Source organism: Cognatiyoonia koreensis (genome assembly GCF_900109295.1).
In the GTDB taxonomy this organism is placed as follows: domain Bacteria; phylum Pseudomonadota; class Alphaproteobacteria; order Rhodobacterales; family Rhodobacteraceae; genus Cognatiyoonia; species Cognatiyoonia koreensis.
On record NZ_FOIZ01000001.1, the window covers coordinates 1,510,014 to 1,535,106 of the forward strand.

Annotated in this window: 31 protein-coding genes; 16 read left to right on the forward strand and 15 right to left on the reverse strand. The window is 54.4% G+C overall.

Going from position 1 to position 25,093, the window contains the following annotated elements:
• Window positions 1-294: 294 nt before the first annotated feature.
• Window positions 295-1,206, forward strand: a complete 912-nt coding sequence (locus BMY44_RS07460; protein WP_089992252.1) for a mechanosensitive ion channel family protein — start codon at window positions 295-297, stop codon at window positions 1,204-1,206.
• A gap of 57 nt (window positions 1,207-1,263) precedes the next feature.
• On the opposite strand, the gene gdhA is transcribed toward BMY44_RS07460, so the two are convergent.
• From gdhA to BMY44_RS07475, 4 genes are all read right to left on the reverse strand, one after another.
• Window positions 1,264-2,607 (reverse strand): NADP-specific glutamate dehydrogenase, encoded by a 1,344-nt coding sequence (gene gdhA / locus BMY44_RS07465; protein ID WP_089992255.1) that lies wholly within the window; start codon window positions 2,605-2,607, stop codon window positions 1,264-1,266.
• An 18-nt stretch (window positions 2,608-2,625) separates the two neighbouring features.
• Window positions 2,626-4,263, reverse strand: coding sequence for an acetolactate synthase large subunit (locus BMY44_RS07470; RefSeq protein ID WP_089992258.1), 1,638 nt, complete (start codon window positions 4,261-4,263; stop codon window positions 2,626-2,628).
• A gap of 103 nt (window positions 4,264-4,366) precedes the next feature.
• On the reverse strand, window positions 4,367-4,516 hold the full coding sequence (locus BMY44_RS18185) for a hypothetical protein (protein WP_165611802.1): 150 nt from the start codon (window positions 4,514-4,516) through the stop codon (window positions 4,367-4,369).
• Window positions 4,517-4,591: 75 nt separating this feature from the next.
• Window positions 4,592-5,275 carry a hypothetical protein gene (locus tag BMY44_RS07475; protein ID WP_089992261.1) on the reverse strand — a complete coding sequence of 228 codons (684 nt, stop codon included), beginning with the start codon at window positions 5,273-5,275 and terminating at the stop codon, window positions 4,592-4,594.
• 117 nt (window positions 5,276-5,392) lie between these two features.
• Here BMY44_RS07475 and BMY44_RS07480 point away from each other — a divergent pair, with 117 nt between their 5' ends.
• Both BMY44_RS07480 and BMY44_RS07485 read left to right on the forward strand, forming a co-directional pair.
• Window positions 5,393-5,653: a DUF7218 family protein gene (locus BMY44_RS07480; protein WP_089992264.1), complete on the forward strand. Its 261-nt coding sequence runs from the start codon at window positions 5,393-5,395 to the stop codon at window positions 5,651-5,653.
• A gap of 11 nt (window positions 5,654-5,664) precedes the next feature.
• A complete protein-coding gene (locus BMY44_RS07485) occupies window positions 5,665-5,880 on the forward strand; it encodes a hypervirulence associated TUDOR domain-containing protein (protein WP_089992266.1) in 216 nt (71 codons plus the stop codon).
• Window positions 5,881-5,923: 43 nt separating this feature from the next.
• Here the strand turns inward: BMY44_RS07485 and BMY44_RS07490 are convergent, their stop codons facing one another.
• From BMY44_RS07490 to BMY44_RS07540, 11 genes are all read right to left on the reverse strand, one after another.
• Entirely contained in the window at window positions 5,924-6,310 is a 387-nt protein-coding gene (locus BMY44_RS07490) for a YidH family protein (RefSeq protein WP_089992269.1), read from the reverse strand.
• Window positions 6,311-6,319: 9 nt separating this feature from the next.
• Window positions 6,320-7,189, reverse strand: coding sequence for a mechanosensitive ion channel family protein (locus BMY44_RS07495; RefSeq protein WP_207510493.1), 870 nt, complete (start codon window positions 7,187-7,189; stop codon window positions 6,320-6,322).
• Window positions 7,190-7,198: 9 nt separating this feature from the next.
• Complete coding sequence (locus tag BMY44_RS07500; RefSeq protein WP_089992272.1) at window positions 7,199-7,957, reverse strand: DUF3618 domain-containing protein; 759 nt, start codon at window positions 7,955-7,957, stop codon at window positions 7,199-7,201.
• Complete coding sequence (locus BMY44_RS07505) at window positions 7,950-8,348, reverse strand: phage holin family protein (RefSeq protein ID WP_089992275.1); 399 nt, start codon at window positions 8,346-8,348, stop codon at window positions 7,950-7,952. Before BMY44_RS07505 ends, BMY44_RS07500 begins: the two co-directional genes overlap by 8 nt.
• Complete coding sequence (locus BMY44_RS07510) at window positions 8,345-8,815, reverse strand: hypothetical protein (protein WP_089992278.1); 471 nt, start codon at window positions 8,813-8,815, stop codon at window positions 8,345-8,347. The genes BMY44_RS07505 and BMY44_RS07510 overlap by 4 nt, the downstream gene beginning before the upstream one ends.
• 20 nt (window positions 8,816-8,835) lie before the next feature.
• The gene (locus tag BMY44_RS07515) at window positions 8,836-9,015 is read right to left on the reverse strand and encodes a hypothetical protein (RefSeq protein WP_089992281.1); all 180 of its coding nucleotides are present in this window, start codon (window positions 9,013-9,015) and stop codon (window positions 8,836-8,838) included.
• A 78-nt stretch (window positions 9,016-9,093) separates the two neighbouring features.
• Window positions 9,094-10,320 (reverse strand): DUF2254 domain-containing protein, encoded by a 1,227-nt coding sequence (locus BMY44_RS07520; protein ID WP_089992284.1) that lies wholly within the window; start codon window positions 10,318-10,320, stop codon window positions 9,094-9,096.
• 81 nt (window positions 10,321-10,401) lie between these two features.
• Window positions 10,402-11,370, reverse strand: coding sequence for a DNA topoisomerase IB (locus BMY44_RS07525; RefSeq protein WP_089992286.1), 969 nt, complete (start codon window positions 11,368-11,370; stop codon window positions 10,402-10,404).
• A 189-nt stretch (window positions 11,371-11,559) separates the two neighbouring features.
• Window positions 11,560-12,618, reverse strand: coding sequence for a YeeE/YedE family protein (locus BMY44_RS07530; protein ID WP_089992288.1), 1,059 nt, complete (start codon window positions 12,616-12,618; stop codon window positions 11,560-11,562).
• Window positions 12,619-12,675: 57 nt separating this feature from the next.
• The gene (locus BMY44_RS07535) at window positions 12,676-13,011 is read right to left on the reverse strand and encodes an ArsR/SmtB family transcription factor (protein ID WP_089992290.1); all 336 of its coding nucleotides are present in this window, start codon (window positions 13,009-13,011) and stop codon (window positions 12,676-12,678) included.
• Window positions 13,012-13,102: 91 nt separating this feature from the next.
• On the reverse strand, window positions 13,103-13,495 hold the full coding sequence (locus tag BMY44_RS07540; RefSeq protein WP_423219734.1) for a thioredoxin domain-containing protein: 393 nt from the start codon (window positions 13,493-13,495) through the stop codon (window positions 13,103-13,105).
• Window positions 13,496-13,540: 45 nt separating this feature from the next.
• On the opposite strand from BMY44_RS07540, the gene BMY44_RS07545 reads away from it, so the two are divergent.
• The 13 genes from BMY44_RS07545 (at window position 13,541) to hemA (ending at window position 25,082) form a co-directional block, all read left to right on the forward strand.
• On the forward strand, window positions 13,541-14,278 hold the full coding sequence (locus tag BMY44_RS07545) for a cytochrome c biogenesis CcdA family protein (protein WP_089992292.1): 738 nt from the start codon (window positions 13,541-13,543) through the stop codon (window positions 14,276-14,278).
• A 12-nt stretch (window positions 14,279-14,290) separates the two neighbouring features.
• Complete coding sequence (locus BMY44_RS07550) at window positions 14,291-14,860, forward strand: thioredoxin family protein (RefSeq protein ID WP_089992294.1); 570 nt, start codon at window positions 14,291-14,293, stop codon at window positions 14,858-14,860.
• Between the two features lie 107 nt (window positions 14,861-14,967).
• Entirely contained in the window at window positions 14,968-15,441 is a 474-nt protein-coding gene (soxX, locus tag BMY44_RS07555; protein WP_089994670.1) for a sulfur oxidation c-type cytochrome SoxX, read from the forward strand.
• Window positions 15,442-15,469: 28 nt separating this feature from the next.
• Entirely contained in the window at window positions 15,470-15,886 is a 417-nt protein-coding gene (gene soxY, locus BMY44_RS07560; protein ID WP_089992297.1) for a thiosulfate oxidation carrier protein SoxY, read from the forward strand.
• A 16-nt stretch (window positions 15,887-15,902) separates the two neighbouring features.
• Window positions 15,903-16,232: a thiosulfate oxidation carrier complex protein SoxZ gene (soxZ, locus tag BMY44_RS07565; RefSeq protein WP_089992299.1), complete on the forward strand. Its 330-nt coding sequence runs from the start codon at window positions 15,903-15,905 to the stop codon at window positions 16,230-16,232.
• A 33-nt stretch (window positions 16,233-16,265) separates the two neighbouring features.
• Window positions 16,266-17,105, forward strand: a complete 840-nt coding sequence (soxA, locus tag BMY44_RS07570; RefSeq protein ID WP_089992302.1) for a sulfur oxidation c-type cytochrome SoxA — start codon at window positions 16,266-16,268, stop codon at window positions 17,103-17,105.
• Window positions 17,106-17,199: 94 nt separating this feature from the next.
• Complete coding sequence (soxB, locus tag BMY44_RS07575; RefSeq protein WP_089992305.1) at window positions 17,200-18,903, forward strand: thiosulfohydrolase SoxB; 1,704 nt, start codon at window positions 17,200-17,202, stop codon at window positions 18,901-18,903.
• Window positions 18,904-18,918: 15 nt separating this feature from the next.
• On the forward strand, window positions 18,919-20,190 hold the full coding sequence (gene soxC / locus BMY44_RS07580; protein ID WP_207510495.1) for a sulfite dehydrogenase: 1,272 nt from the start codon (window positions 18,919-18,921) through the stop codon (window positions 20,188-20,190).
• On the forward strand, window positions 20,174-21,364 hold the full coding sequence (locus BMY44_RS07585; protein ID WP_089992308.1) for a c-type cytochrome: 1,191 nt from the start codon (window positions 20,174-20,176) through the stop codon (window positions 21,362-21,364). The genes soxC and BMY44_RS07585 overlap by 17 nt, the downstream gene beginning before the upstream one ends.
• Window positions 21,361-22,056 carry a c-type cytochrome gene (locus BMY44_RS07590; protein WP_089992311.1) on the forward strand — a complete coding sequence of 232 codons (696 nt, stop codon included), beginning with the start codon at window positions 21,361-21,363 and terminating at the stop codon, window positions 22,054-22,056. Before BMY44_RS07585 ends, BMY44_RS07590 begins: the two co-directional genes overlap by 4 nt.
• 27 nt (window positions 22,057-22,083) lie before the next feature.
• The gene (locus BMY44_RS07595) at window positions 22,084-23,346 is read left to right on the forward strand and encodes an NAD(P)/FAD-dependent oxidoreductase (protein ID WP_089992314.1); all 1,263 of its coding nucleotides are present in this window, start codon (window positions 22,084-22,086) and stop codon (window positions 23,344-23,346) included.
• 76 nt (window positions 23,347-23,422) lie between these two features.
• The gene (locus BMY44_RS07600; RefSeq protein ID WP_089992317.1) at window positions 23,423-23,854 is read left to right on the forward strand and encodes a DUF302 domain-containing protein; all 432 of its coding nucleotides are present in this window, start codon (window positions 23,423-23,425) and stop codon (window positions 23,852-23,854) included.
• A gap of 7 nt (window positions 23,855-23,861) precedes the next feature.
• Window positions 23,862-25,082 carry a 5-aminolevulinate synthase gene (hemA, locus tag BMY44_RS07605; RefSeq protein ID WP_089992321.1) on the forward strand — a complete coding sequence of 407 codons (1,221 nt, stop codon included), beginning with the start codon at window positions 23,862-23,864 and terminating at the stop codon, window positions 25,080-25,082.
• The last annotated feature ends 11 nt before the right edge of the window (window positions 25,083-25,093 follow it).

The following is a 25,093-nucleotide window of genomic DNA, read 5'->3' on the forward strand; positions in this document are numbered from 1 at the left end:
GGACGTGTTGACGTCATTCGTGGGGGTCAGACGTTTCGCTATCCCTGCAGCGTACCTGGGCCACTGAACATGCCCATGACGGATGTGCGAAAGTCCATGCAGCGCAGTGCGGCGCGGATGTCGGACAGTCCCCCCGAACTTTTCTCCCGTCGTTAATTTCGCGATGCGGTTTGCTCTATCCCGAACTCTTCTGTACCTGTCCCCTTGAAGAGTGTGAGTAAACCGATCCCCAAGGGCCTGGCATTTTTGCCGGGCCCTTTTTTCTGACCATACCAAGACCGAGAGGGCCGCCAAATGGACGCAATTTTAGACACGCTGAGCAGTTTGTTCACGATGGAAATCTACGATGGCAAATCGTTCTCTGATTACTTGACGTTCGATTTCCTGATTGGTTTTGCAGGTAACCTGATCGGTGCCATTTTCATTCTGATCATTGGTTTCATCATTGCTGGCATCATGAACCGACGCGTTCGCAGAATTGGTGAGAACCACGCCAATCTTGACAATACCCTCTTTAACTTTCTCGGCAATATTGCCCGCTACACAATTCTCGCCTTCACGACGCTGTTCGTTCTGAACACATTCGGCGTGCAAACCACTTCGATCATTGCGGTGATCGGTGCCGCCGGCCTTGCGATCGGACTCGCGCTGCAGGGCACACTTTCAAATGTCGCGGCAGGCGTCATGATCATCCTGTTCCGCCCGCTTAAGATTGGCGACTTCGTTGAAGTAAATGGCGTGATGGGAACTGTTAAAGAAATCACGCTGAACTATACGGAGATTGCGGACGTCGGCAACGTGATGGTCGTCGTTCCCAATTCCGAAGTCTGGGGCAATACGATCAAGAACTTTTCGGGCTATGATACGCGTCGCGCAGAGTGGACATTTGGTGTCGGATACGGTGCCAACCTTGCGAAAGCAGAGCGAGTGATCCGCGACACCATTTCGGCTGACGAACGTTCGCTTACGGATCCAGAGCCGTTCATTCAGGTCAATAATCTCAACAGCAGCAGCGTCGATTTTCTGGTACGTTTCTGGTGTAATGCTGATGTTTACTTCCAGTATCAGGCCGACATGAAGCGAAAGGTGAAAGAGGCGTTGGACGAAAACGAAATCGATATCCCGTTTCCTACCCGCACGATGGTCTACAACGATCCGATCCCCTTTATTCGACCCGATGAACAAGACCAGGTCGCTGCAGAATAATGAAAGGCTGCCGGTGATGTCCGGCGGCCGTCTTGTCTTTCGCAGTTCGCTGTCTGTTTAGCCCACGCCCTGCGCAAGCATCGCATCCGCAACCTTGCGGAACCCGGCAATGTTCGCGCCTTTTGCGTAATCTATACGCTTGCCGCCCTGCCCCTCATCGGCACACGTGTCATGAATGTTGGTCATGATTTGCATTAGCTCTTCGCACAGCGCTTTTTTCGACATGCTTTTGCGCATCTTGTTCTGACTGATTTCCAGCCCGGAAACGGCAACGCCGCCAGCGTTGGCGGCCTTGCCGGGTGCAAACAACAAATCGCTTTGCTTCACCAGTTCCTTGGCTTGTGCAGTCGTCGGCATATTTGCCCCTTCGACCAAGGCCATGCAGCCGTTATCGATCAGTGCTTTGATGCCTTCAGCGTCCAATTCGTTCTGCGTCGCAGAAGGAATTGCGATATCGCATACGACATACCACGGAGCCTTGTCAGCGTGCCAGTCGGCATCAAATTCGGATGCGTATTTTTCAAGGCTGGCACCCGGTTGTGATTTATGCGTGCGCACCCAATCAATCTTGTCCTGCGTCAAACCATCCTTGTCGTGGATGAACCCATTGCTGTCAGATAGCGTGATGACCTTTGCACCACGATCCAGCGCGAGCTCTGCGGCGTGGGTTGCAACGTTTCCGGCACCGCTAATGACGACGGACTTACCATCAAGATCTTCGTTATGGGCCGCGAGCATGCACGACAGAAACTGGATAACCCCATAGCCTGTTGCCTCTGTCCGCATATCGCTGCCGCCAAAGGAAAGGCCTTTTCCGGTCAGGACGCCCTCGAACCGGTTTGTGATGCGCCGATAAGCACCGAACAGATAGCCGATCTCGCGTGCGCCCACGTTGATATCACCTGCTGGAACGTCCGTGTCCGCACCAATATGACGGTAGAGTTCGCCCATGAACGCCTGACAGAAGCGCATAATCTCTGCGTCTGACCGGCCTGATGGATCAAAATCTGATCCACCTTTGCCGCCGCCCATAGGGAGCCCGGTAAGCCCGTTCTTGAAGGTCTGTTCAAATCCAAGAAATTTCAGAACTGACGTATTGACCGTGGGATGAAATCGCAGCCCGCCTTTGTAGGGGCCAATTGCACCATTAAATTGCACCCGGTAACCGCGGTTCACCTGTACTGCGCCTGAATCGTCGACCCACGATACGCGAAACGTGATGATCCTGTCGGGCTCGACGAGCCGCGGAAGAATGCCCGCGTCCAGGTATTCCTTATTCTCATTCACGACTGGAACTAGATCAGGAATAACTTCTCCGGTCGCTTGGTGAAACTCTTCCTCGTGCGGTGTTCTGATCCGCAGATCCGACAGGAATTGGTGGGCATCAATCTTGGAGGTCATCGCTAGCCTTTGGTTTTGTCAAAGCGTTTGCATCAGATCTTGCAGCCGCTTCGTAAGTTTCGTGTTCTCTTCGTCGTCTACCGACACCACCACGAGCGCGGGGCCTTCAAACGCGAGTGCAGCTTTAAAACGTTCTTTGAAGTCTTCAGGTGCTTTGCAGATTTCCGGCTTCCAGCCGAACGCCTTGCACAGCCCGGCCCAATCCGGATTTGTGAATGACAAGGGCGTGTGATGGCCGAATTGTTCGTCTTGTTTCCACGCGATCAATCCGTAGCTTTCGTTTTCCCAGACGACCACTGTGACATCAACGCCAAGTCGCGCAGCAGTTTCCATTTCCTGTATGTTCATCATGATATCGCCGTCACCGGCGAGACCGACGGCCTTGCGATCCGGACAGGCAAGTGCAGCTGCGATGACGCCCGGCAGCGGCATCCCCATTGAGCAAAAGCCGTTTGAGATCAGACATGTGTTCGGCAGACTTGATCCAAAATGGCGCGCAATCCACATCTTGTGCGCGCCCACGCCTGAGATGAGAATATCAGACGCGCCCATGACGTCGCGCATCGCAGCCAAAGCTGTCTGGGGCGCAATTGCCTTGTTGTTGGGTTCGGGCCTGCGCTGAAGTTCCTCGCGCATCGCGTCGCGCAGATTGTGCTGGCGCGCAAGATCGAACGTTGCGGGTCTATTCATCGCGCATTCTGCAAGCTCTGCGAGGGAAACACCAACTTCACCAACCAGTTCAAGCACCGGCTGATACGCCGCATCGACGACTGCAGGCGAAGCCCCAACATGAATAAGCTCGCAGGTCGCATTGAGGTTTGATGGTGGATATTCGACAAGATCATAGCCAACTGCCACGACAAGGTCTGCTTCGGTCGCGATCAGATCGGGGATGTCGAATTGCCCAAGCCCGATGGTGTGCAGGCAGGACGGGTCATCGGCAGCGACAGCCCCCTTACCCATCATTGTCGTCAAGACGCCGATGCCAGATGACTTTGCAAAGGTGCGAAGCTCTTCGCTCGCCCCTGACCTGATAACGCCGTGACCTGCAATGACAATCGGGCTGCTTGCTTCTGCGATGCGGCTCCAGACCCGTGCCGTTTGATCCAAATTTGGAACTGCTGGCGGCGGTGTGGTAAAGTGTAGAGGTGCTCCATCACTATCCTGTCCTGCAATGTCTTCCGGCAATTCGATGTGAACAGCGCCAGGCCGTTCCGCCGTGGCGGTGCGCACGGCCTGTGAGACGATTTCCGGTATTGTTTCAGGAGTCTTAACGCTGGCCTGCCATTTCGTTATTGGTGCCATCATGCGCATGACGTCCATCATCTGATGGCTTTCCTTGTGCTGTCGTTCCAGCCCGGCCTGACCTGTGATGACAATCAATGGCGTATTGTCCATATTCGCCTGCGCGACTCCGGTCATCAAATTGGTTGCACCTGGTCCCAAAGTACCAAGGCAGACGCCAACTTCGCCGGTCAGCCGACCATGCACTGCTGCCATAAAGGCAGCGCCCTGTTCGTGTCGGGTTAGAACGAAGTCGATTTCCGACTTCTCCAGTGCGATCATGAAATCTGCGTTTTCCTCGCCCGGGACACCGAAAATCCGCTGTACACCCGCCGCCGCGAGGCATTTAACCATCAGGTCGCTGGCATTCATAGGTATTGCCCCACAGGTGCCTTTCGCCAGAATTGGCACTGTGGCACAAAACTTCGAAAATGAACGAGCGTCAGGATCAGATCCCACCCCCGTTTGATTGACCTTAGTGGTCTGGGCCGTCTTTGGCCAACGTCGACTTCTTCGTGTCACGCTCCAAGCGCGTTTCGGTCCGCTTTTTGCTGTAAAGCGCCAGTGCGGCGACGGTCAAAAGCGTAAAGATTGATAGTCCGCCAAGTAAAAGTTCCATAGACATGGTGATTTCCTCAGTTTGGTTGCCTTTAGTAAGGAACCACCAAGCACCTGATCTGTTCCAATGTTGCGTGGTTTCTCAACCAGCAGAGTTGATGATCGCCTCGACGCTCCATGGCGCTGGCACGCTGTCGCTGACTATGATGTTGTCCGCTTTTTTCGGAATATTGCGGATATCGAAAGGTATGACCTGTTCATCTTCGTCTGTCCGTAAGATGATGTTCTGACATGCCATGTCAGAGCATTTCACCACTATATCATGCCAACGGCCAAGTTCTTTGATGGAATTGAAGACCGGCACGTCTTGAAGCTGTGACGCCCAAAAACGGCCTTTACTATCTACTGCACCATCCGGTCTTTCCACTGCGTCGCTGTCAAAAAGGCTTTCATTCAAAAGCGCCCCCATCAGCGCAAGCGAAACGGTATTTCCGAATGGGCCTGTAATCAGCGGTGGCAGCGCCGACACATCGACAGCCTGATCCGATTTTTCGATTTCCCGGATCGCACCATCCTTTGAACGATCGACAAGCACCTGCGCCCCCTCCAGCTTGGCGCAGCGGGTGTCAATCAACATCGGGATCTTGCCACGATCGGTCGAAACACTGGCGAAAATCATACTGATACGGCTTGTCACTATGTCGACGATAAAATCCAGGATTTCGCCTTCGTCTTTCGTTGCTTCCCGAAAGAGGAGCCGCGTTTCACGCAACGTGCGCAGGGTGACGGTTTGCTCTTGTTCGCGGGTTTGATCACCTGTCGGCATCGCACTCTCCCCATGACGTCAGTTTCTCTGAAAGAACAATCAATTAGCAGGATTGTTCCCAAACGCTTTGGAACAATAGCGCATTTTGACAGTTGATGCAGCGAAAGGGGGTGCCCAATGGCAGACCACGGAAATTCCATCAAGAATGACGACACTTACGAGGCTCTTCGCGAAGATGGTGCCTCCAAGTCGAAAGCGGCGGCAATTGCGAATGCGCAAGCCAACGACGATCAATCACCATCAAAGAAAGGCGGAAAAGCGCCGCCTTACGAGGAATGGACGAAGGACGAACTGATGTCGCGCGCGCAAGAGTTGGACGTCGAAGGTCGGTCGGACATGACCAAGGATGAACTTATCGACGCCCTGCGTAATCAATAGGAGCAGCTGCAATGTCAAACTATTCAAAAGGCGATCAGGTCAAGTGGGACTGGGGTGATGGCACCGCGAAAGGTGAGGTCAAAGAAGTTTTCACCAGCGACGTGACGCGCACGATCAAGGGCAATGAAGTCACTCGCAACGCCAGCGAAGACAAGCCTGCCTATCTGATCGAACAGGACGACGGTGATGAAGTTCTGAAATCCGACAGCGAGGTTTCGAAGGCCTAATTCGTTTTACAGGATACTGACAAGGAAGTGCTTTTCGTAACCATCACAGCATCACGAGAAGCACGCCAACCGCGAGTGCACCGACTGTTAGGATGCTCGCCAGAATATACATCTGTTTATCAGACTGTTCCGCCACGTCGTGGCTATCCATTCGTTGCTGTGTTCGGCGTGCTTTTGTCGCAGCAGCCCAGAAGATCATGATCGCAGCCAGAACGAAGACGAGGGATACGCCCTTCGCGATCAGCGGGTAGCTCGTATCACCAAACAAGGCGCGCAAACCTAAAGCTAGCGCGATGCATGCCATGCCTGTCCGCATCCAGCCGGCGAACGTGCGTTCATTTGCCAAGACCGTCCGATCTTCAGCCCAAGCCGTGCGCGTGTCCGCAAGATCGTCTGAGGTTGGTTCATCTGGAAGATCGGCTTCAGGCATGACGCATGTCTAGTCTGTCCCTGATTGGCCTGCAATCGGAAGAGGCTCTTTGAAAGTGAGAGTCCGATAAGGGAACGGTATCTCGATCCCGGCTGTATCGAGCGCCTTTTTGACCGCACCGATCACTTCGTCGCGCGACTGACGCACCTTGACCGGTTCTGATCCAGTCCACCACGTTACTTCGAAATTGACGGAAGAACTGCCAAATTCCTGTGCGAATATCTGAATTGGTTTGTCGACGTTCGCAACGGTCTCACACCCACTGACGGCGTCCTTGATTGTGCTTCGCGCTTCATCAAGATCGACATCATAGGCAACGCCGCAGATCACAGTAACGCGCCGCAGCTCTTGTTGTGTGCGTACGATGACGGGATTTTTGAAAAGGATTGCATTCGGGACGATGACAAGTTGGCCATCGGTCCGCATGATATGGCTTTCACGAATGGCTATATGATCCACGCGGCCTTCGATGTCGTTGCAGGCGATGTGATCGCCGATCCGCATTTCTTTGCGGAAAAGAATAATGATGCCTGCAAGAAAGTTTTCGAAAACGTCTTTGAATGCAAAACCGATAGCGACCGATCCAATGCCGAGGCCCGCAAGAATGCTGGCCGGCGTTAGTCCCGGAAATACAATGATCGCCGCGATCATGACGCCAAGAACCCAGATCGCGATAGACACCAGAAGCGAAAACAGGTCTTGCAGACTTTGGCGCAGGTTAGTCCGCGCCAGCGCCCTTTCGACGAGCGATTGCAAAGCCCGCTTCACCGCCCAGGTTGCAATCAAAACGACGAGTGCCACCGCAAACTGCGGAAGCATCTCGATCGCTGCGCGGCCGATTTCGTTCAGCTGCTTTAGAAGGATATTGATCGGCTCCAAGGTGAAGTCCTAGTGCGGCTTTACATCTGACGGCATTGTCGTCTGTGTAGACGCCGTATCGCTTTGCTGACGCATTGCATCCTGTGCAGCGTCCATCGCTTCGCGACCTTGGGCTGCGACGCGATCGACTTCCTGCCGGAAAACTGCCTCGGCCTGGTCAACCAAAGCGTCACGGTAGTCGCCAAATGTATCGTCTTCGATCTTTGTGCGCGGCAGCGTAATTGCAATCAAAGCACCAGCCGCTGCGACACCTGCACAGATGGCTAGTGGATTGGCATCGAACGCATTGCTTGACCGTGTCTTGACGGCATTTCCTGCCTGTTCGATCTTCACTTGGGCATCAAGCGCCTTCTTTCGCGCTTCTATGACACGGGCACGTGCGGCATCACCAAGATTGGCCGTTCCATCATACAACGCATCGCGCATTTGCGCTGCGGTCTGTGTTACTTGATGCTTTGCTTGTGCGATCTTTGTGCGGACAGGATCTGCCTCACCGTTAATTCGCCACGCGGTACCCTTCTCATCGTCCTGTTTTGACGTGCCGAGCGTCAACATGGCAATTCCTGCACCGATCACGGCGACAGCAACCGGATTGTCTTTCGCGGATTGCAAAGCTTTCTGGATAAACTCAGGAGCGGATTTGTCCCAGTTATCCATCAGCGCCTTCGGCTTGAAGCTTTCAGCGAGTGCGGACAGGGAAGTTGCCAAAGCGTTTCTTTCTTCTTCAATTTCCGCTTGAAGCATTTCGTTATTGATGTGGTCAACCATTGTATGTCTCCTTCAAAGCCCGAGCATCTTTTCGGATCGTGCTGATGGTGTCGTGCGGCACCAAAGATGCAGATTTCAGCATTGTCGTGCCTTTCCAGACCAGACCGCCCGCAATCAGCAAGCAAAGTGCTGCTATAATGCAGGCTGCTGCAGTGGGCGAAAAACCGGAAGCGATCAATGCTGCGACAGCCGCGGCTGTCAGAACGTGAAACCCTGCGACGGCGATAACCATCGCGGCTGCGAGTAGCGCACAAGCGACAAAGACCCGGTTCAACCGCGCAGACATTTCTGATTTCAGAAGCGCCAGCTCCTTGCGCAAGAGACGATGCAGGTGCGCAAGAATTGATGAAACGGCTGTCGTCGTATCAGGATGCGATCCTGGTGTCTTCATGACGGGATCCGCTGATCCGGTGTTAGGCCGTGATCCACAGCAGTGTCCGTAGCCTGTTGATCCAGCGTCCGCCCGCTAGAGCGCACGAAACGCCCGACGGCGAAACCGGCAAGAGCAGCGACAGACAAGGCTGCAATCGGGTGACGACGCGCAAGTTCGGCCGTGTCCGCAGCGAGGTTCGCTGGATCAGTTGTACGCACCTTGTCTGCAAAAGCCTGAACACGAGCAGCAGCAGCCTCGACAGCTTCTGTATGCGGTGCGCCTTCGGTCATTTGATCGGCAACAGCGTGTAGCTGCTCTGCCTTTGATGCCGCACCGTTTGCCAGTGCATCTTTCGCGCTTTCTGCCTGCTCCTGAACAGTCGACGTTGCCGTGTCACGAAGCGCTTTCGCGCCGGTTTTAGCAGTGGATTTCGCTTTCTTCAGCGTTTCCTTGCCTGTCTCACGAACTGATTTCATATCTGACATGTTACGCACTCCTTATCAGGTTATTCGGATACGGTCGCAGCGGCCGCAGGAACTTCGCCTGCCGTTTCGGCAGGTTCCCACACGTAGCCCAGCAGACCGAGGAAAAGGACGGCGGCAAAGGCCAAAACCAAAGCTATTCCGATGATTGGCCCGCGATGGCGGCGGGTCTGTTTGTTCACGTTTGTGTCTGGTGCAGACATATCTGTCTCCTTCTCTTCTTAAGAGGAGAGACAAACGAGACGCGAAAATGTTCCAGTAATTGCAGCGTTGCCCCGAAATTATTCTTTCTTCAGGGATTTTAGAAAGTCAGAGACGATTTTCTTGTGCTTTCGCTCCGTAATCTCGTCTTCCAAACGCTTGAGCATGATTTTCAGATGCTGCAGCGTCAGAACGTCGGTTTCGCAGTAAGGAAGACTGTTTGCGATCCCATGATTGAACAGCCGCTCGAACGTCAGAGGCTGGAATTCGACCCGCTTGTACGTTGGTTCAGGCAGTCCTCCCTTATAGTTCGCCGCCGTCGCCAGACCGCTATAAAGCCAGTTGAGGCAGTTGATCGCGGTGTAAGGATCGTTCACGCCGGGAGAAAGTGCGCGGGCGATCATCTCGACGAGCTGCTGGACAATGAATAACGTATTCTGTCTTTCTGTCGGCATCTGGCCGATCACGAAACAACCACGCAATTCATCCAATACTTCGTCGGACAGCTCTTCGTTAGACCAGATGTCCAGAACCGGCGTGTACGGATTCACGAATTCACCGCCGCCTTGAACGATGCGCATATGGCAATCATGTTTCTTTGCGAGTTCGACAAGGCGCGAGACGTCGAACGTCTGGATATATCCGTTCCCGTCAAGGTTGACGGTCCGGTCCGGATCCCGTTTCGGCCGCTCATCGGCCTCATCTTCAATTTCTTTATCGATTGCGTCCTCGACAGCGCCACGCAAACGTTTGCCAAGTCCAGCTGAAATATTGGAAACGTTGATCGTCTCGGGGATGTGATGCACGTAGAAGATCACCGTCATGATCGACACGGCTGCCAGGCCGATAGCGATAGATAAGGACATGTGCGGGACAAAAGCTTCGGTGCTGCCGTCCGATTCATTCGGCACTCCTTGGACGGCCCGCAGCACCAGCAAGGCGAAAACGAACGTGCTGATCAAAATTCCAAGGCTCCACTGCGTGCCCCTGTCCCGCATGAAATTGCCGATCAGGCGCGGCCCGAAGTTGCCAGAGGCAAAGGACACGGCAACAATCGTGACCGAAAACATGACGCCCGCGACACCAAGTATAGACTGCGCAATAACCGACAAGGTCGAGCGAGCCCCTTCAACCTGGGTCGTCTCCCAACTGGCGGGCCACAAATAGAGGACTGAACTGTGGTTGCGGTCCAAGTAGAGCGAAAGCTGCGACGCCAGACAGGCCGTCAGCGCCAAAACAGTTGGCAGGAACCAATAACTGGAGCGTGTCTTTGTAATCAGGTTGGCGACAATCGCGCGTTTACTCATCTATCAGTCTTTCAATCTTGCGCCCATTAAGAAGCACTGAAATTGCGCGCAGTCGCCTGCGCACAGTCAATGGTCAAAAGACTACGCATTTGTCAGAAAGCCAAGCAGCCGTTGTTCGATCGCGAAAAGTCCCGCTTTTTCAACTGCCTGCGCATCGATCTTTTCTACACCCGCGAGGTCAATCACTGCTGGATGAATATAACTATTGCGTGCAACAGTTGGCGTATTGTGCAGCCTTTCGGATGCAGCTTTCGCCAGATCCTTGATTGTGCTTCCGCCTTCTTCGGCCCGTGCAAAAGCCGCAACAGTGCCAGCCCATGTGCGGAACGTTTTTGCGGTCACCGTGTCGTTGCCTGCGGCATCAGAAAGGTAGGCATTCAATTGTTGCGATGACAACGTTCGGGTCTGGGAGTCATCGTCAATCCAAGTTAGCAACGTCGCACCGGGGACATCGTTCACCTTTTGAAGCATTCGCTGCAGTCTCGTATCGGTCACGGCTTTGCAGATCTTTGCACCACCCTTCCCAGTATATCGCAACTCCATGCCATCCTTCTTCGCCTTCAGATGGCGACTGCGCAATGTCAGCGCGCCGAATGTGCCGTTTTCTCGTGTGTAGTCCTCGCTGCCGACCCGCAAAGAGGCATGATCGATCAGCTTGACGGCCGCTGCTAAGGCAAAGTCGAGATCGCCCGGTGCTGCTTCGAGATCGCGCCGCACTCGGCGACGGATACGTGGCAGCACTGCTCCGAATTCTGCAAGCTGGCTGAATTTGGTTTCGGCCCGCGCCGCCGCCCATGCGGGATGGTAGCGATATTGCTTTCTCTCGCGAACATCACGACCTGTCGCCTGCAAATGACCATTCGGTTTAGCACAGATCCACACATCGTCGTATGCTGGCGGAACGGCCAATGCCTCGATCCGCTTCCGCTCAGCACCCCGTGAAATCGTCGTGCCGTCTGGAGCTATGTAGGAGAATCCACGGCCACAGCGGCGGCGGGAAATGCCGGGATCGCTATCGGATACGTAGATTAGCTCGGGATTATCGCTCATATTCAATTGTTACACGCTTTTGCCTGACCCACTGCAGGATGTCCGCTGACGCGGGCCGATGGCAAGATAACCCTTGAAGGGTGAGACTTGTTCCAGATGAAGGTGGGCCGTCAACCGCAATTGAAAAAGAACCACAGGGTTCCATTAAAACACGGCAGCCAGGACTTGCGGCTTGGGCGACTGACTTCGCTAGGTATGTGCCCGCCCGAAACCAACGATCAATTGACGCAAGCCGAATGCCGCGCCCGCAAAGATCGCGGCGAAGGTCACCGGTGCGCTGAATGACAGAATTGAGAAAGCTGAAAGGCCCTGCCCGATGCTGCAGCCAAGTGCCACAACCGCACCCACGCCCATCATCGCCGCACCAAAAATCTGACGGCGTAGTTCGCGCGGGTCTTCGCAGGCCTCCCAGCGGAAATGTCCTTTGATCAAACTTCCTGCGAAGGCTCCAATCCATACGCCCGCGACTGAACCGATACCGAAAGACAGGCTGCGGCCTGACGATGTCATTCCATAAAGGATGCTCTCTCCGATAGGCGCAGAAAACGTATGGGACACGACGGCCAAGTCTTCGTATCCAGTGCGACTGATATAGCTCATGCCTGCCCATGCAATGATGACAGAAGATGCGATGATGAAAGACCAAAAAGCATTACTTTTGTCTTTGCGAAAAGTTCTGTTAGACATTGCATAAACAACGGCCGACAGGCCGATGCCAATACCAATGAACGGAGTCGAAATCCCGGTAAGGTTACCCAACATATGCGCAATGCCATTTGGCTCTGCTGCGAGCGTTGATTCAGGCAGTATGTTGACCCGCACCCAAGCCAGCGGCCCCGATAGCGTCGCATAGGCCGACATACCAATGACGACGACAATGACGAATGAACGTAAATCACCACCGCCGAGACGTGCCAACGCCGTAAATCCGCAGTTCCCAGCGAGCGCCATACCATACCCGAAGAGAAGACCGCCTGCGATGCTTGCAATCGGAACCCAAGTACGGGCCAAATAGAATGACTGGGCGGGGTCAAATAGCCCAAACGCCATCAAACCAAAGCTGCCGATGATCGCAAATCCGATCGCTGCAATCCAAAGCCGGATGCGCTGATCACTCCCGCCATATAGAACGTCTTCGATGGCGCCCAGGGTACAGAACCGGCCCAAGCGCGCGGCCAAGCCTAGCAATATGCCCCCGACCAAACCGATCGCAGCCGCCACATTGGCTTCCCCCCATACGTCCAACATCAGAGCCCTCCCATTGCTCTTCAGCGGTTGCGGCCCCTCCTCCGAGCGCGAAACCGTTCAGTCTGGCTTACAAAACAGTTCATAGACCAAGCCAAGAATGCGGCGAGACCGCTCATCGGTCAAACTGTAATAGATCGTCTTTCCTTCGCGGCGCGGCTGCACCAAACCTTCAAGGCGCAACCTGCCCAGCTGTTGGGATACTGCAGCCTGACGGGCCGACAACAATTCCTCCAACTCTGTCACCGACTTTTCGCCAGTGGCCAGATGGCACAAGATCATCAGTCGTCCCTCATGGCTGATCGCCTTGAGGTAGTTCGTCGCGATGGTCGCATTGTCCATCATGCGATCAAGCTCATCGGGGTCCATATCTGGATGGAACACGGGAAGTGTCATTCTCGGATTAGCCTGTTGTGTCTCAAAGGGTGCGCACTCTGTATACGGTTTACCCAATGGATCAAGCCATCTGCGGTCATGATCAGCATGTCTATCCGGATGTGTCATCAGTAAACGCCACTCCATGGTCATCCAGCATCTTGCCCAAAAGGCCCCAGAAAAAGTCTTCGCCTGCATAACCTTCAAGGCGGGCAACTTCTGCACCATCGACAAGCAGAATAAACGTTGGCGTGAAATTGATCCGCCGCGCGAGTGTTATGTCTTCCGGCAAAGTGTCCGAAATATCGACACGCCGCAAAGGCGCAGCAATGCCTTCGGGCGTTTTGGGATAGGCTGTCGCGATCTCTGCGTTCCAACGCGCGCACCAGATACAGCCCGGCTCTTCAGCCATCATCAGTTCCGTCTGCGCGTCAACTGCCGCGGACATACTGAACACCATCAATACGACGATTGCACGATAAAGGATGGTCAAACGCTTATACATTCAATAATCTTAATATGAAAATAGGATTGGTACAAGGGAGCGCTGATGCTTGACGTGACATACCTTGGGGCAGCATTTGCGGGGCTTTTGTCCTTCTTCACGCCCTGCGTCCTACCGATGGTGCCGTTCTATCTGTGCTACATGGCGGGCCTGTCGATGAACGAGTTGCGTGACGGAGACGCAATCCCTGCAGGGGCCCAAAAGCGATTGATCGTTTCGTCTGTCTTTTTTGCGCTTGGCGTGACGACAATTTTCGTTTTGCTGGGGTTGGGCGCAACGGCAATCGGCCAGACCTTTGGCGCATGGCGGGACACGCTGTCCTATGTCGCCGCTGCCTTGCTGCTTGTTTTCGGTTTGCACTTTCTGGGGGTCGTGAAAGTTCCCCTGCTGTACCGCGAAGCGAAGGTTGAAAGTACCGCAAAACCGACAACAGCCATTGGTGCCTACCTCATGGGACTTGCATTTGGATTTGGATGGACGCCCTGCGTCGGCCCTGCCCTTGCTGCGATTCTGATGGTGGCCAGCGGCATGGGCGATATCTGGCGCGGCGGTCTACTTTTGCTTGTTTACGGTCTGTCGATGACTGCGCCGTTCATCATCGCGGCCCTGTTCGCACGACCATTCTTGGGGTGGGTGCAACGCAATCGCCGCTACATGGGTTACGTCGAAAAGGTCATGGGGGTCATGCTGATCATTTTTGCCGTCCTGATCGCGACGAACTCAGTGAACTACATCGCACAATTGATGATCGAGTATGTGCCGGCTTTTGGCACATTAGGATAAGGAGATAATCTTATGTTTTCACGTCTTATCGTAGCATTTCTTGCCCTAACAACTGCAGTCCCGTTGAGCGCGGCCGAGCTTGGCGACGACGGTCTGCACAAAGCTGACTGGATGCGCGAGACGTTCCTCGATTTACGCGAGGATCTGGAAGAAGCGAATGCTGAGGGCAAACGCCTGATGGTGATCATCGAACAACGCGGCTGCATCTATTGCACAAAAATGCATGAAGAAGTGTTTCCAATTCCAGAGATCGACGCGACGTTGCACGACAGCTATTTCGTGGTGCAACTGAACCTTTTCGGCGACCTGGAAGTCACCGATTTTGATGGCAGTGTTCTGTCCGAAAAAGATATGGCCCAGCGTTGGAACGTCCTGTTCACGCCAACGATGATGTTCTTGCCGCAGGAAGTCGACGCGGACCAGACCGCGCAGCAGGCTGCCGTGGCGGTTGTTCCCGGAGCATTTGGGCGTTGGACGACTCAGAACCTTCTGAATTGGGTGCAGGAAGAAGGCTATCTGGGTGACGAAACCTTTCAAAGATACCACGCGCGCATCCTTCAAGAGAAGGGAATTACCGAATAAAATAAGGGCTTAGGCACGAAACATTCAAATAACTGATTTTGTTGTTGCGAGAATCTCGTTCGGTGGTCTACGGTATACAACAAGATTTTGTGATCCAGGGAGGGACCATGAAACGTAAAATCTTGATCTTCTGTTGCCTTGCCTTTGCAACCCCAACGTTTGCGGAAGACGTCGCACCTGACGACGTCGTCTATAGTGAGTACGGTGAAGTTGAAGCATCTCTGTCTGGCGTCGCTGGAGATCCGGACGCAGGCCGCGAAATAATGGTCGCACGTGGCAAAGGCAACTGTATCGCCTGTCATGAAGTCACCGCACTCAAAGACGAGCCCTTCCATGGCGAAGTTGGCCCAATTCTTGATGGTGCCGGTGATCGGTGGACGGCAGCAGAGCTTCGCGGACTTGTCGCAAATCCAAAAAACACTTTTGAAGGAACGGTGATGCCGGCCTTCTACCGCACAAGCGGGTTTACGCGTCCGGGTGATGCATTCACCGGCAAGGCCGCAACTGGACCGTTGTCCCCCCTGCTGACAGCACAAGAAGTCGAAGATGTTGTGGCCTATCTCCAGACACTGACTGAGTGATCTGGTCCCAATTTGTAGAGGAAAAACGATGAAACTTACGCGCAGAGAAACGCTTTTTCTTGGACTGGGTGCCACCGTCGTTGCGGTTCTGCCGGTTCAGGCGACTGCTGCCGTTGATGAGGCGATTGCCGCCTTTACCGGTGGTGCCGAGATGGGCAGCGAGGGTATCACCCTGATCGCGCCTGAAATTGCAGAAAACGGAAACACGGTTCCAATTGAAGTGAACGCACCAGGTGCCGAGGCAATTTTCATTGTCGCAGCGGGAAATCCGACACCTGGCGTTGCCACCTTCAACTTTGGTCCCTTGGCTGCTGCGCAGTCCGGATCTACCCGAATTCGCCTTGCTGGCACCCAAGATGTCATTGCGATCGCGCGCATGCCCGACGGGTCGTTTGTGAAGGCGAGCCAGGAAGTGAAAGTCACAATCGGCGGCTGCGGCGGCTAAGGCAAGGAATTCAGACATGGCAGACAATGTAAAACCCCGCGTCCGCGTCCCCCGTGATGCTACAGCCGGTGAGGTGATCACGATCAAAACCCTCATCAGCCACAACATGGAGTCCGGACAACGCCGCGACGATGATGGCAACATCATTCCCCGGTCGATCATCAACCGCTTCACCTGCGATTTCAACGGTGTGAACGTTTTAGAAGTTGCGATGGAACCGGCAATTTCAACCAACCCGTTCTTCGAATTCCAAGCCACTGTGCCCGAGTCCGGGACCTTCACATTTACTTGGTACGATGACGACGGTGACGTCTACACCGAAACGAAAGAAATTACGGTCAGCTAAGTAAGGCGGACACGGTCAGGGAGGGCCAAGCGTATGAAATGGTTTCTGAAAACTTCAGCATTGGCAGTCATAGCTGCATCAGCTGTGCAGGCAGATGAGAATGCCAATCTCGTCGTCAATGGTGAGATTGAAATCACTACCCGCGCAGAAGCACCTGCACACATTGATGGGCTGAGCGAAGTTCTATCAGGGTGGTTGTTCCGCTCTTCCGAAACACAAGCGCTTCAGATGGACGACTTTGAAAATCCCGGCATGATCTTTGTTGATGAAGCAATCGAGGCCTTCAACACAGTTGAGGGCACTGAGAGCAATTCCTGCGCAAGCTGCCACGAAAACCCCGAAAGCCTTGCTGGTGCACGCGCGACCCACCCCAAGTGGAACGACGAAGCCGAAGAGGTTCGCACGATGGCAATGCAGATCAACGCATGTCGGACCGAACAAATGGGTGCCGAACCTTGGGGTTACGACAAAGCCGACATGTTGAACATGGAGGCCCTGATGGCGTCCGTATCGCGAGGATTGCCCATCAATGTTGCAATCGACGGACCTGTCGAAGCTACTTATGCGCTAGGTGAAGAATTGTATTACACCCGTACTGGCCAGCTCGATCTTTCATGCGCCAGTTGCCACGAGCAGAACTACGGCAACTACATTCGCGCAGATCATCTTAGCCAGGGTCAGATCAACGGTTTTCCAACCTATCGTTTGAAGAATGCCAAGTTGAACGGCGTACATTCCCGTTTCAAAGGTTGCATTCGTGATACACGGGCCGAGACGTACGACGTCGGTTCCGACGAGTTTGTTGCGCTGGAACTGTATCTTGCTGCACGTGGCAATGGTCTTTCGGTCGAAGGACCGTCTGTCCGAAACTAATCCTTCCTGAGGCCCGCGTCCGAGCATTCGGATGCGGGTTTTCTTTAAGTCGAAACATTCATATTTCTGCATGTGAAAAGTGAGGGAACCCACTATGATATCCAGACGTGACTTCCTTCAGGCGTCAATGGCTGTATCGGCGATCTACGGAGCGTCAGGCTTTGGTAATTGGGGACGTTTGGCGGCCCAGCAAACACTTAGCCAAGACGATCTTTTGCAGTTTGATACCTTTGGGAACGTATCCCTGATTCATATCACCGACATTCATGCGCAATTGAAACCGATCTGGTTCCGCGAACCTGAAATCAACCTTGGCGTAGGTGGCAACAAAGGCCAAGTGCCCCACATAACCGGCGCGGATTTCCGACGGGCCTACGGGATCGAAGATGGCTCTCCTTCTCACTATGCACTGAGCTATGATGACTTTGTCGCTCTCGGCCATGCCTATGGCAAGATGGGCGGCCTTGATCGCTGCGCCACTGTGATCAACAACATCCGGGCCGAACGCCCTGATGCCTTGCTGCTGGACGGCGGCGACACATGGCACGGCTCTTACACGTGCTACAAAACCGAAGGTCAGGACGTCGTGAACGTCATGAACCTCCTCAAACCTGACGCAATGACATTTCATTGGGAGTTCACGCTGGGTTCGGACAGGGTCCGTGACATTGTAGATGACCTGCCCTTTGCCGCACTTGGTCAAAACATTTTTGACAGCGAATGGGATGAACCCGCCGAAGACTTCGCGCCTTACAAGTTTTACGAAAGCGGCGGCGTTAAAGTTGCTGTCGTCGGTCAGGCCTTCCCCTACATGCCGATCGCCAATCCCGGCTGGATGTTTCCCGAATATTCATTTGGAATTCGGGACCAACGCATGCAGAAGATGGTGGATGAAGTGCGCGGACAAGGTGCCGAATTGGTCGTCTGCCTGTCTCATAATGGATTCGACGTCGACAAGAAAATGGCAGAGCGGGTCACAGGCATTGATGTGATCCTGGCAGGTCATACCCACGACGCCCTGCCCGAGCCTTATCTTGTTGGTGAAACGCTCATTGTTGCGTCTGGCTCGAACGGTAAGTTCATCAGCCGGGTTGATCTGGATGTGCGTGACGGGCGGATGATGGGATTCCGCCACAAGCTGATCCCGATCTTTTCGGACGTCATCGCGCCCGATTCTGAGGTTGCTGAGGCCATTGATGCGGAACGCGCGCCGTTCGCAAATGAATTGTCAGAGGTCATCGGGCGCACGGCCGACGATACCACCCTCTTCCGGCGCGGGAACTTAAACGGATCATGGGATGATCTGATCTGTGATGCGTTGATTGAAGAGCGCGAAGCAGACATCGCCATGTCCCCTGGGGTCCGCTGGGGGCCGTCAATCATGCCGGGTCAGGACATCACGCGCGAAGACATCTGGAATGTCACATCGATGACCTATCCGAATGCATACCGCACTGAAATGACAGGTCAATTCATCCATGAGATCATGGAAGACGTGGCCGACAACCTGTTCAACCCTGATCCCTACTACCAGCAAGGCGGAGATATGGTCCGTGTCGGCGGCATGGGCTACCGGATCGACGTCACCAAACCAATTGGTGAGCGGATCACCGAGATGACTTTGCTAAAAACGGGCGAAGCGATTGATCCGGCCAAGACATACACTGTCGCGGGTTGGGCTTCGGTCAACGAAGGCACTGAAGGTCCCCCCATTTGGGACGTCGTTGAAAATCATATCCGCCGCCAAGGCACTGTTTCTGTCGCGCCGAACACGTCCGTGCAGGTTATTGGCGCATAAGATCGAGGACATAGCATGAGCAACATTTACAAAGGCATGAAGCCAACGCGCCGCAACTTCCTGCGCGGCGCTGCGGCGAGTGGAGCGGCGTTGGTGGGCGGCACGACGGTCGCCAAGGCTCAAGCCGATCCGCTGATCGTCGAGAAGCAACCATGGTCGCAATTTCTCGGCGCAGGTGTTGATGAGGCACCTTACGGGATGCCATCCAAGTTCGAGGCCCATGTGCGCCGTCAGGATGTCCCGTGGTTGACAGCTGATCCTATCAGTTCCGTGAACTTCACACCGCTTCACGAGTTGGACGGAATTATTACCCCGAACGGGCTTTGCTTTGAGCGACATCATGGAGGCGTCGCAGAGATTGCACCGCAAGACTACCGCCTGATGATCAACGGACTGGTGGACCGTGAACTGGTCTTCACGTTGGAAGATCTGATGCGCTTCCCGCGCGAAAACCACGTCTACTTCCTTGAATGCGCCGCGAATTCGGGGATGGAGTGGGCCGGGTCGCAGCTGAACGGTTGCCAGTTTACCCACGGAATGATCCATAACGTGATGTATACGGGCATTCCGCTGCGCTTGCTGTTAGAAGAAGCCGGTGTGAAAACTACCGCAGAATGGCTGCTACCAGAGGGTGCGGATGCGTCTGGCATGACTCGCTCGATCCCGATGGAAAAGGCGATGGATGATTGCCTTGTCGCGTTCAAAATGAACGGGGAGGCATTGCGTCCTGAACAGGGTTATCCTGTCCGCTTGGTCGTCCCTGGCTGGGAAGGCAACATGTGGGTCAAATGGTTGCGCCGGATCGAAATTGGCGACCAACCTTGGCACCATCGCGAAGAAACGTCGAAGTACACAGACCTGTTTGCGAACGGCAAGGCCCGTCGCTTCACTTGGGAAATGGATGCTAAATCCGTCATCACCAGCCCAAGCCCGCAAAAGCCGATCACACATGGACCAGGCCCGATGGTCTTGACAGGTGTGGCATGGTCCGGCCGCGGAACAATTCCGCGCGTCGATGTCACCATTGATGGTGGGATCAACTGGCATCAGGCCAGGATGTCCGGGCCAAGTTTCGATAAGTCGATGCACCGCTTCTACTATGACTTCAATTGGGATGGAAAACCAATGCTCCTGCAAAGCAGGGCACATGACAGCACAGGTTATGTCCAGCCAACCAAAGACGCGCTGCGCGCGGTCCGGGGTGAAAACTCAATCTATCACAACAACAGCATCCAGACATGGGCTGTTAACGAGCAAGGTGTGGCGGAAAATGTTGAAATTTCTTAAGCTTTTCATTCCTGCCGGAGCCGGTACGGCATCTGTTTTGACTTTGGCATACTTTCTTGCCGATCAGTTTGTCACGGACATGCCCGCGCCGATGCGTGGGACCTTGATCCAACCTGCGAATGCACAAGAAACAGCCGCTGTAGAACCCGACCCGACCGAAGAGGGTGCTACTGTCGTGGCCGGGGGTCTAGGATTGGGTCGCCTCGCTTTGGAAGAAGAAGTGGCGGCTTGGGATATCGATGTGCGCCCAGACGGGCTGGGTCTGCCTGCTGGCAGCGGTGACGTCTGGACCGGTGAAGAGGTATTCGTTGAAAAATGTGCGGCATGCCACGGTGATTTTGGTGAGGCGGTTGGTCGCTGGCCTGTCCTTGCAGGTGGGCTCAATACCTTGTCTGACGATGATCCGGTCAAGACGATAGGGTCCTACTGGCCGTATCTTTCGACTGTCTACGATTATGTGAACCGGGCGATGCCATTTGGTGAAGCGCAGTCACTTGAACCTGACGAAATCTACGCAATCACGGCATACCTGTTGTACGTCAACGATCTGGTCGAGGATGATTTTACGCTTAGCAATGAGAACTTTCTCGACGTCCAAATGCCCAATGTCGACAACTTTTACATGGATGATCGCCTGACGGTCGAGATGCCTTTGTTCCAATCTGCTGATGTTTGCATGGAGAACTGTAAGGACAGCGTTGAGATCACAATGAACGCGATGGTCTTGGACGTTACGCCTGAAACTGAAACCGCTGAAACAACCGTCGTGGAAGAAGTGGCCGAAGAGGTTGTTGAAGAAACCGCAGTCGAGGAAGTTGCAGTAGAAGACGCTGCCGCCGCAGGTCCCGATCCTGCACTTGTCGCCGCAGGCGAAGGCGCATTTCGTGCATGCAAGGCGTGTCACCAAGTCGGTGAAGGCGCTGTAAACCGCAGCGGTCCACATCTGAACGATGTCCTTGGGCGCACCATCGGCAGCGTCGACGGGTTCCGCTATTCTGCCACTTTCGCTGACGCGATGGCCGCAGGCGATGTCTGGACTAAAGAGGCGCTTGCTGCGTTCTTGACCGATCCGAAGGGGGCTATGCCTGGCACCAAGATGTCGTTCCGTGGTGTGCGCAATGAAGAAGACATCGCCGCCCTGACCGCCTATTTGCAGAGCTTTGCTGCTGAATGAAACGAATGGTTGCAACAATAATTAGTTTGGTCGCCGCCACATCGAGCGGTGCCCAAACCAATGGCGACGCAACCCGCGGTGAAGCCCTTTACGGCCAGTGTTCAGGCTGCCATCAGATCGGCGAAGGGGCCGTGGACCGCATTGGTCCACAACTGAACCACATCTTCGAACGCAACGCTGGCGCAGCGGAAGGATTTCGTTATTCGAAAGGCTTCACCCGTGCGGCGGATGGTGGCCTCGCGTGGAATTACGACACCTTGGATGCGTTTATCGAAAATCCGCGGTCACTGGTCAGCCAGACCCGGATGAGCTTTCGTGGCATGTCTGATCCTCAAGACCGCGCAGATCTGATCGCATATTTGCGCGTCTTTTCAGACAATCCACAAGACATTCCAGAATCAGCCCCGACGGCGCAGGCAGTCGATCACTCTGTTGATCCCGAAATCCTCGCGATCGTGGGTGACCCGGACTACGGTGAATATCTGTCGGGGGAATGTACGTCCTGCCATCAAACCAGCGGTGCGGGCGATGGTATACCTGCGATTACGCAATGGCCTGAACCTGATTTCGTGACAGCCATGCACGCCTACAAGGACGGCGTACGCACGCACCCGGTCATGCAGATGATGGCAGGTCGCTTATCAAATGAAGAGATCGCAGCGCTGGCTGCATATTTCAAGGACGTCGAATAAACCGACGCCAATCAGGGAGGATGACTTATGTCATTAAACAGAAGACATTTTATGGCAGCCACTTCTGCTGCCGTTACGGCATTGTCTGCACCGATGGTGTTGGCACAAGGCCGTCCACGCGTCGTGGTTGTCGGCGGTGGCGCGGGTGGTGCAACCGCCGCCCGCTACATCGCAAAGGACAGCGACGGGGCGATTGACGTCACTCTTATCGAACCAGCACGTCACTATTACACCTGCTTCTTTTCGAACCTCTACATCGGCGGTTTCCGCGAAATGAATTCCTTGGGTCATAGCTATGGCGGGCTTGCCTCTGAATATGGAATCAACGTTGTTCATGATTGGGCAACCGGTGTGGATCGGGATGCGAAGACAGTTGCGTTGGCTGGCGGTGGTGCTGTTCCTTATGACCGCCTGATCTTGTCACCAGGTATCGACTTTGTGGAAGGCTCGGTTGCCGGTTGGGATCTGTCGTCGCAAAATGCTATGCCCCACGCCTACAAGGCTGGATCGCAAACAGAATTGCTCAAGGCGCAGATCATGGCGATGCCAGAAGGTGGCACATTCGCGATGATCGCACCGCCAAATCCGTACCGCTGTCCCCCCGGCCCCTATGAGCGGGTGTCGATGGTGGCCCATTTGTTGAAGAATACTAACCCGACAGCGAAAATCCTGATCGTTGACCCGAAGGAGAAATTCTCAAAACAAGGCCTGTTCGAAGAAGGTTGGGCCAACAATTACAACGGCATGATCGAACGTGTTGGTCCTGACTTTGGCGGTGCCAACGCTAGTGTGGATCCAAATGCAATGACTGTCGACATCGATGGCGAAGTGACCAACGTCGATGTCTGCAACGTCATCCCTGCCATGAAGGCAGGCCGAATTGCAGAACTTGCAAGCGTCACCGAAGGCAACTGGGCCCCCGTGAACGCAGCCGACATGTCATCGAAGATGGACGAAAACATTCACGTGCTTGGTGACGCGTCGGCCCAAGGCGACATGCCAAAATCCGGGTTCTCCGCGAATTCTCAGGCCAAGGTATGTGCCAACGCGGTGCGTGGCGCACTGACGGGGTCAACCGTATTCCCTGCCCGCTTCGCCAATACGTGCTGGTCGCTGATCGACACAGACAACGGGGTCAAGGTTGGTGCGACCTACGAAGCTACTGACGAGAAAATTGCAAAAGTCGATGGTTTCATAAGCGAAACAGGCGAAACGGCCGAAGTGCGTGCGGCGACCTACCAGGAATCCATCGGGTGGTACGACGGCATTACGTCCGACATGTTCGGATAAACTGCATGCAGGCCTTGATCTAGATCAGGGCCTGCATCCCCGACTCAGCGTCCCATGTAGCAAAGGAGAAATTGACATGAAACGGTTTGTACTCACGACGCTCTTGACGCTTACGCCCCTCGCAAGCGCCGCCCAGGAGGCCACGATCTATCCCTTTGATGGAAGTTTCGAAGATGCGACCTTTGCCGTCGAGAGTGCGATCCTCGATCAAGGGCTGGTTATAGACTACGTCAGCCATACTGGCGAGATGCTGAACCGCACCAGCGCAGATGTCGGCAGCGACGTCGAAATCTATGCGGCAGCGGACATATTCCTGTTCTGCTCGGCCAAGCTGTCACGCGAGGTGATGGAGGCTGACCCAATGAACATTGCCCATTGTCCTTACGGTATTTTCGTCACGGATAAAGAAGGTGACGTAAAAATCGGTTACCGCAACTTTCCCGAAGGTGAGATGCAAAAGGTTCAGGCGCTGCTGGATGAGATCGTGAAAGACGCCATCGGCGAATAGGACAAAAATGAACTACACCGACTATTTCGAAAACACACTGCGCGACCTCAAGGACGAAGGAAACTACCGCGTCTTTGCCGATCTGGAACGGCACCGTGGTGCATTTCCCAAGGCAACCAATCGGGGGGATGAAAACCGCGAGGTGACGATTTGGTGTTCCAATGACTATCTGGGTATGGGCCAACACCCGGATGTTATTGCCGCGATGCATGACACATTGGATCAGGTCGGCGCAGGTGCGGGTGGCACGCGCAACATCAGCGGTACGACCCATCAGCATGTGATGCTTGAGGCTGAACTTGCCGATCTGCACCGCAAAGAAGCCGCCCTGCTATTTACGTCTGGCTATGTGTCCAATTGGGCTGCGCTTGGCACATTGGCCGCAAAGATACCCGACTGCCTTGTGCTGTCTGACGCACTGAACCATGCATCCATGATAGAGGGCATTCGCCACTCCAAGGCAGAGCGTAAGATTTGGCGGCACAACGATCTGGCTCATTTGGAAGAACTTCTGGCCGCGCAACCGCTAAGCCGCCCCAAACTGATCGCTTTCGAAAGCGTCTATTCAATGGACGGTGATATCGCACCGATCGCTGAAATCTGTGATCTCGCCGACAGATACAACGCAATGACCTATCTTGATGAAGTTCACGCGGTCGGGCTTTACGGGCCACGCGGCGGCGGCATCGCCGAACGCGAAGGGCTGATGGACCGGATCGACGTCATCGAAGGCACTTTGGGCAAAGCGTACGGCGTTATTGGCGGCTACATCGCGGCAAGTTCTGCGCTTTGTGATTTTGTCAGATCATTCGCCAGCGGGTTCATATTTACCACGGCCTTGCCGCCAGCTGTCGCAGCAGGGGCGAACGCCTCGGTCCGGCATCTGAAATCGAGCAACGCTGAGCGTAGAGCGCACAAAGACAAAGTCGCCGAAGTCCGTGCACGCTTGGACGACATAGGCATCCCACACATCACGAACCCAAGCCATATTATCCCTGTAATGGTTGGTGATCCGGTAAAGTGCAAATATCTCTCGGATGTACTGATGGCCGATCACGGGATCTACATTCAACCGATCAACTACCCGACGGTGCCCAAGGGAACAGAACGGTTGCGGATTACACCCTCTCCCGTTCACAGCGCCGAGGACATCGACAATCTGATCAGCGCATTGGAAACTCTTTGGGCAAAGTGTCAGTTGGCCCGCTTACCGCTAGCCGCGCAGTAGAATTGACACAA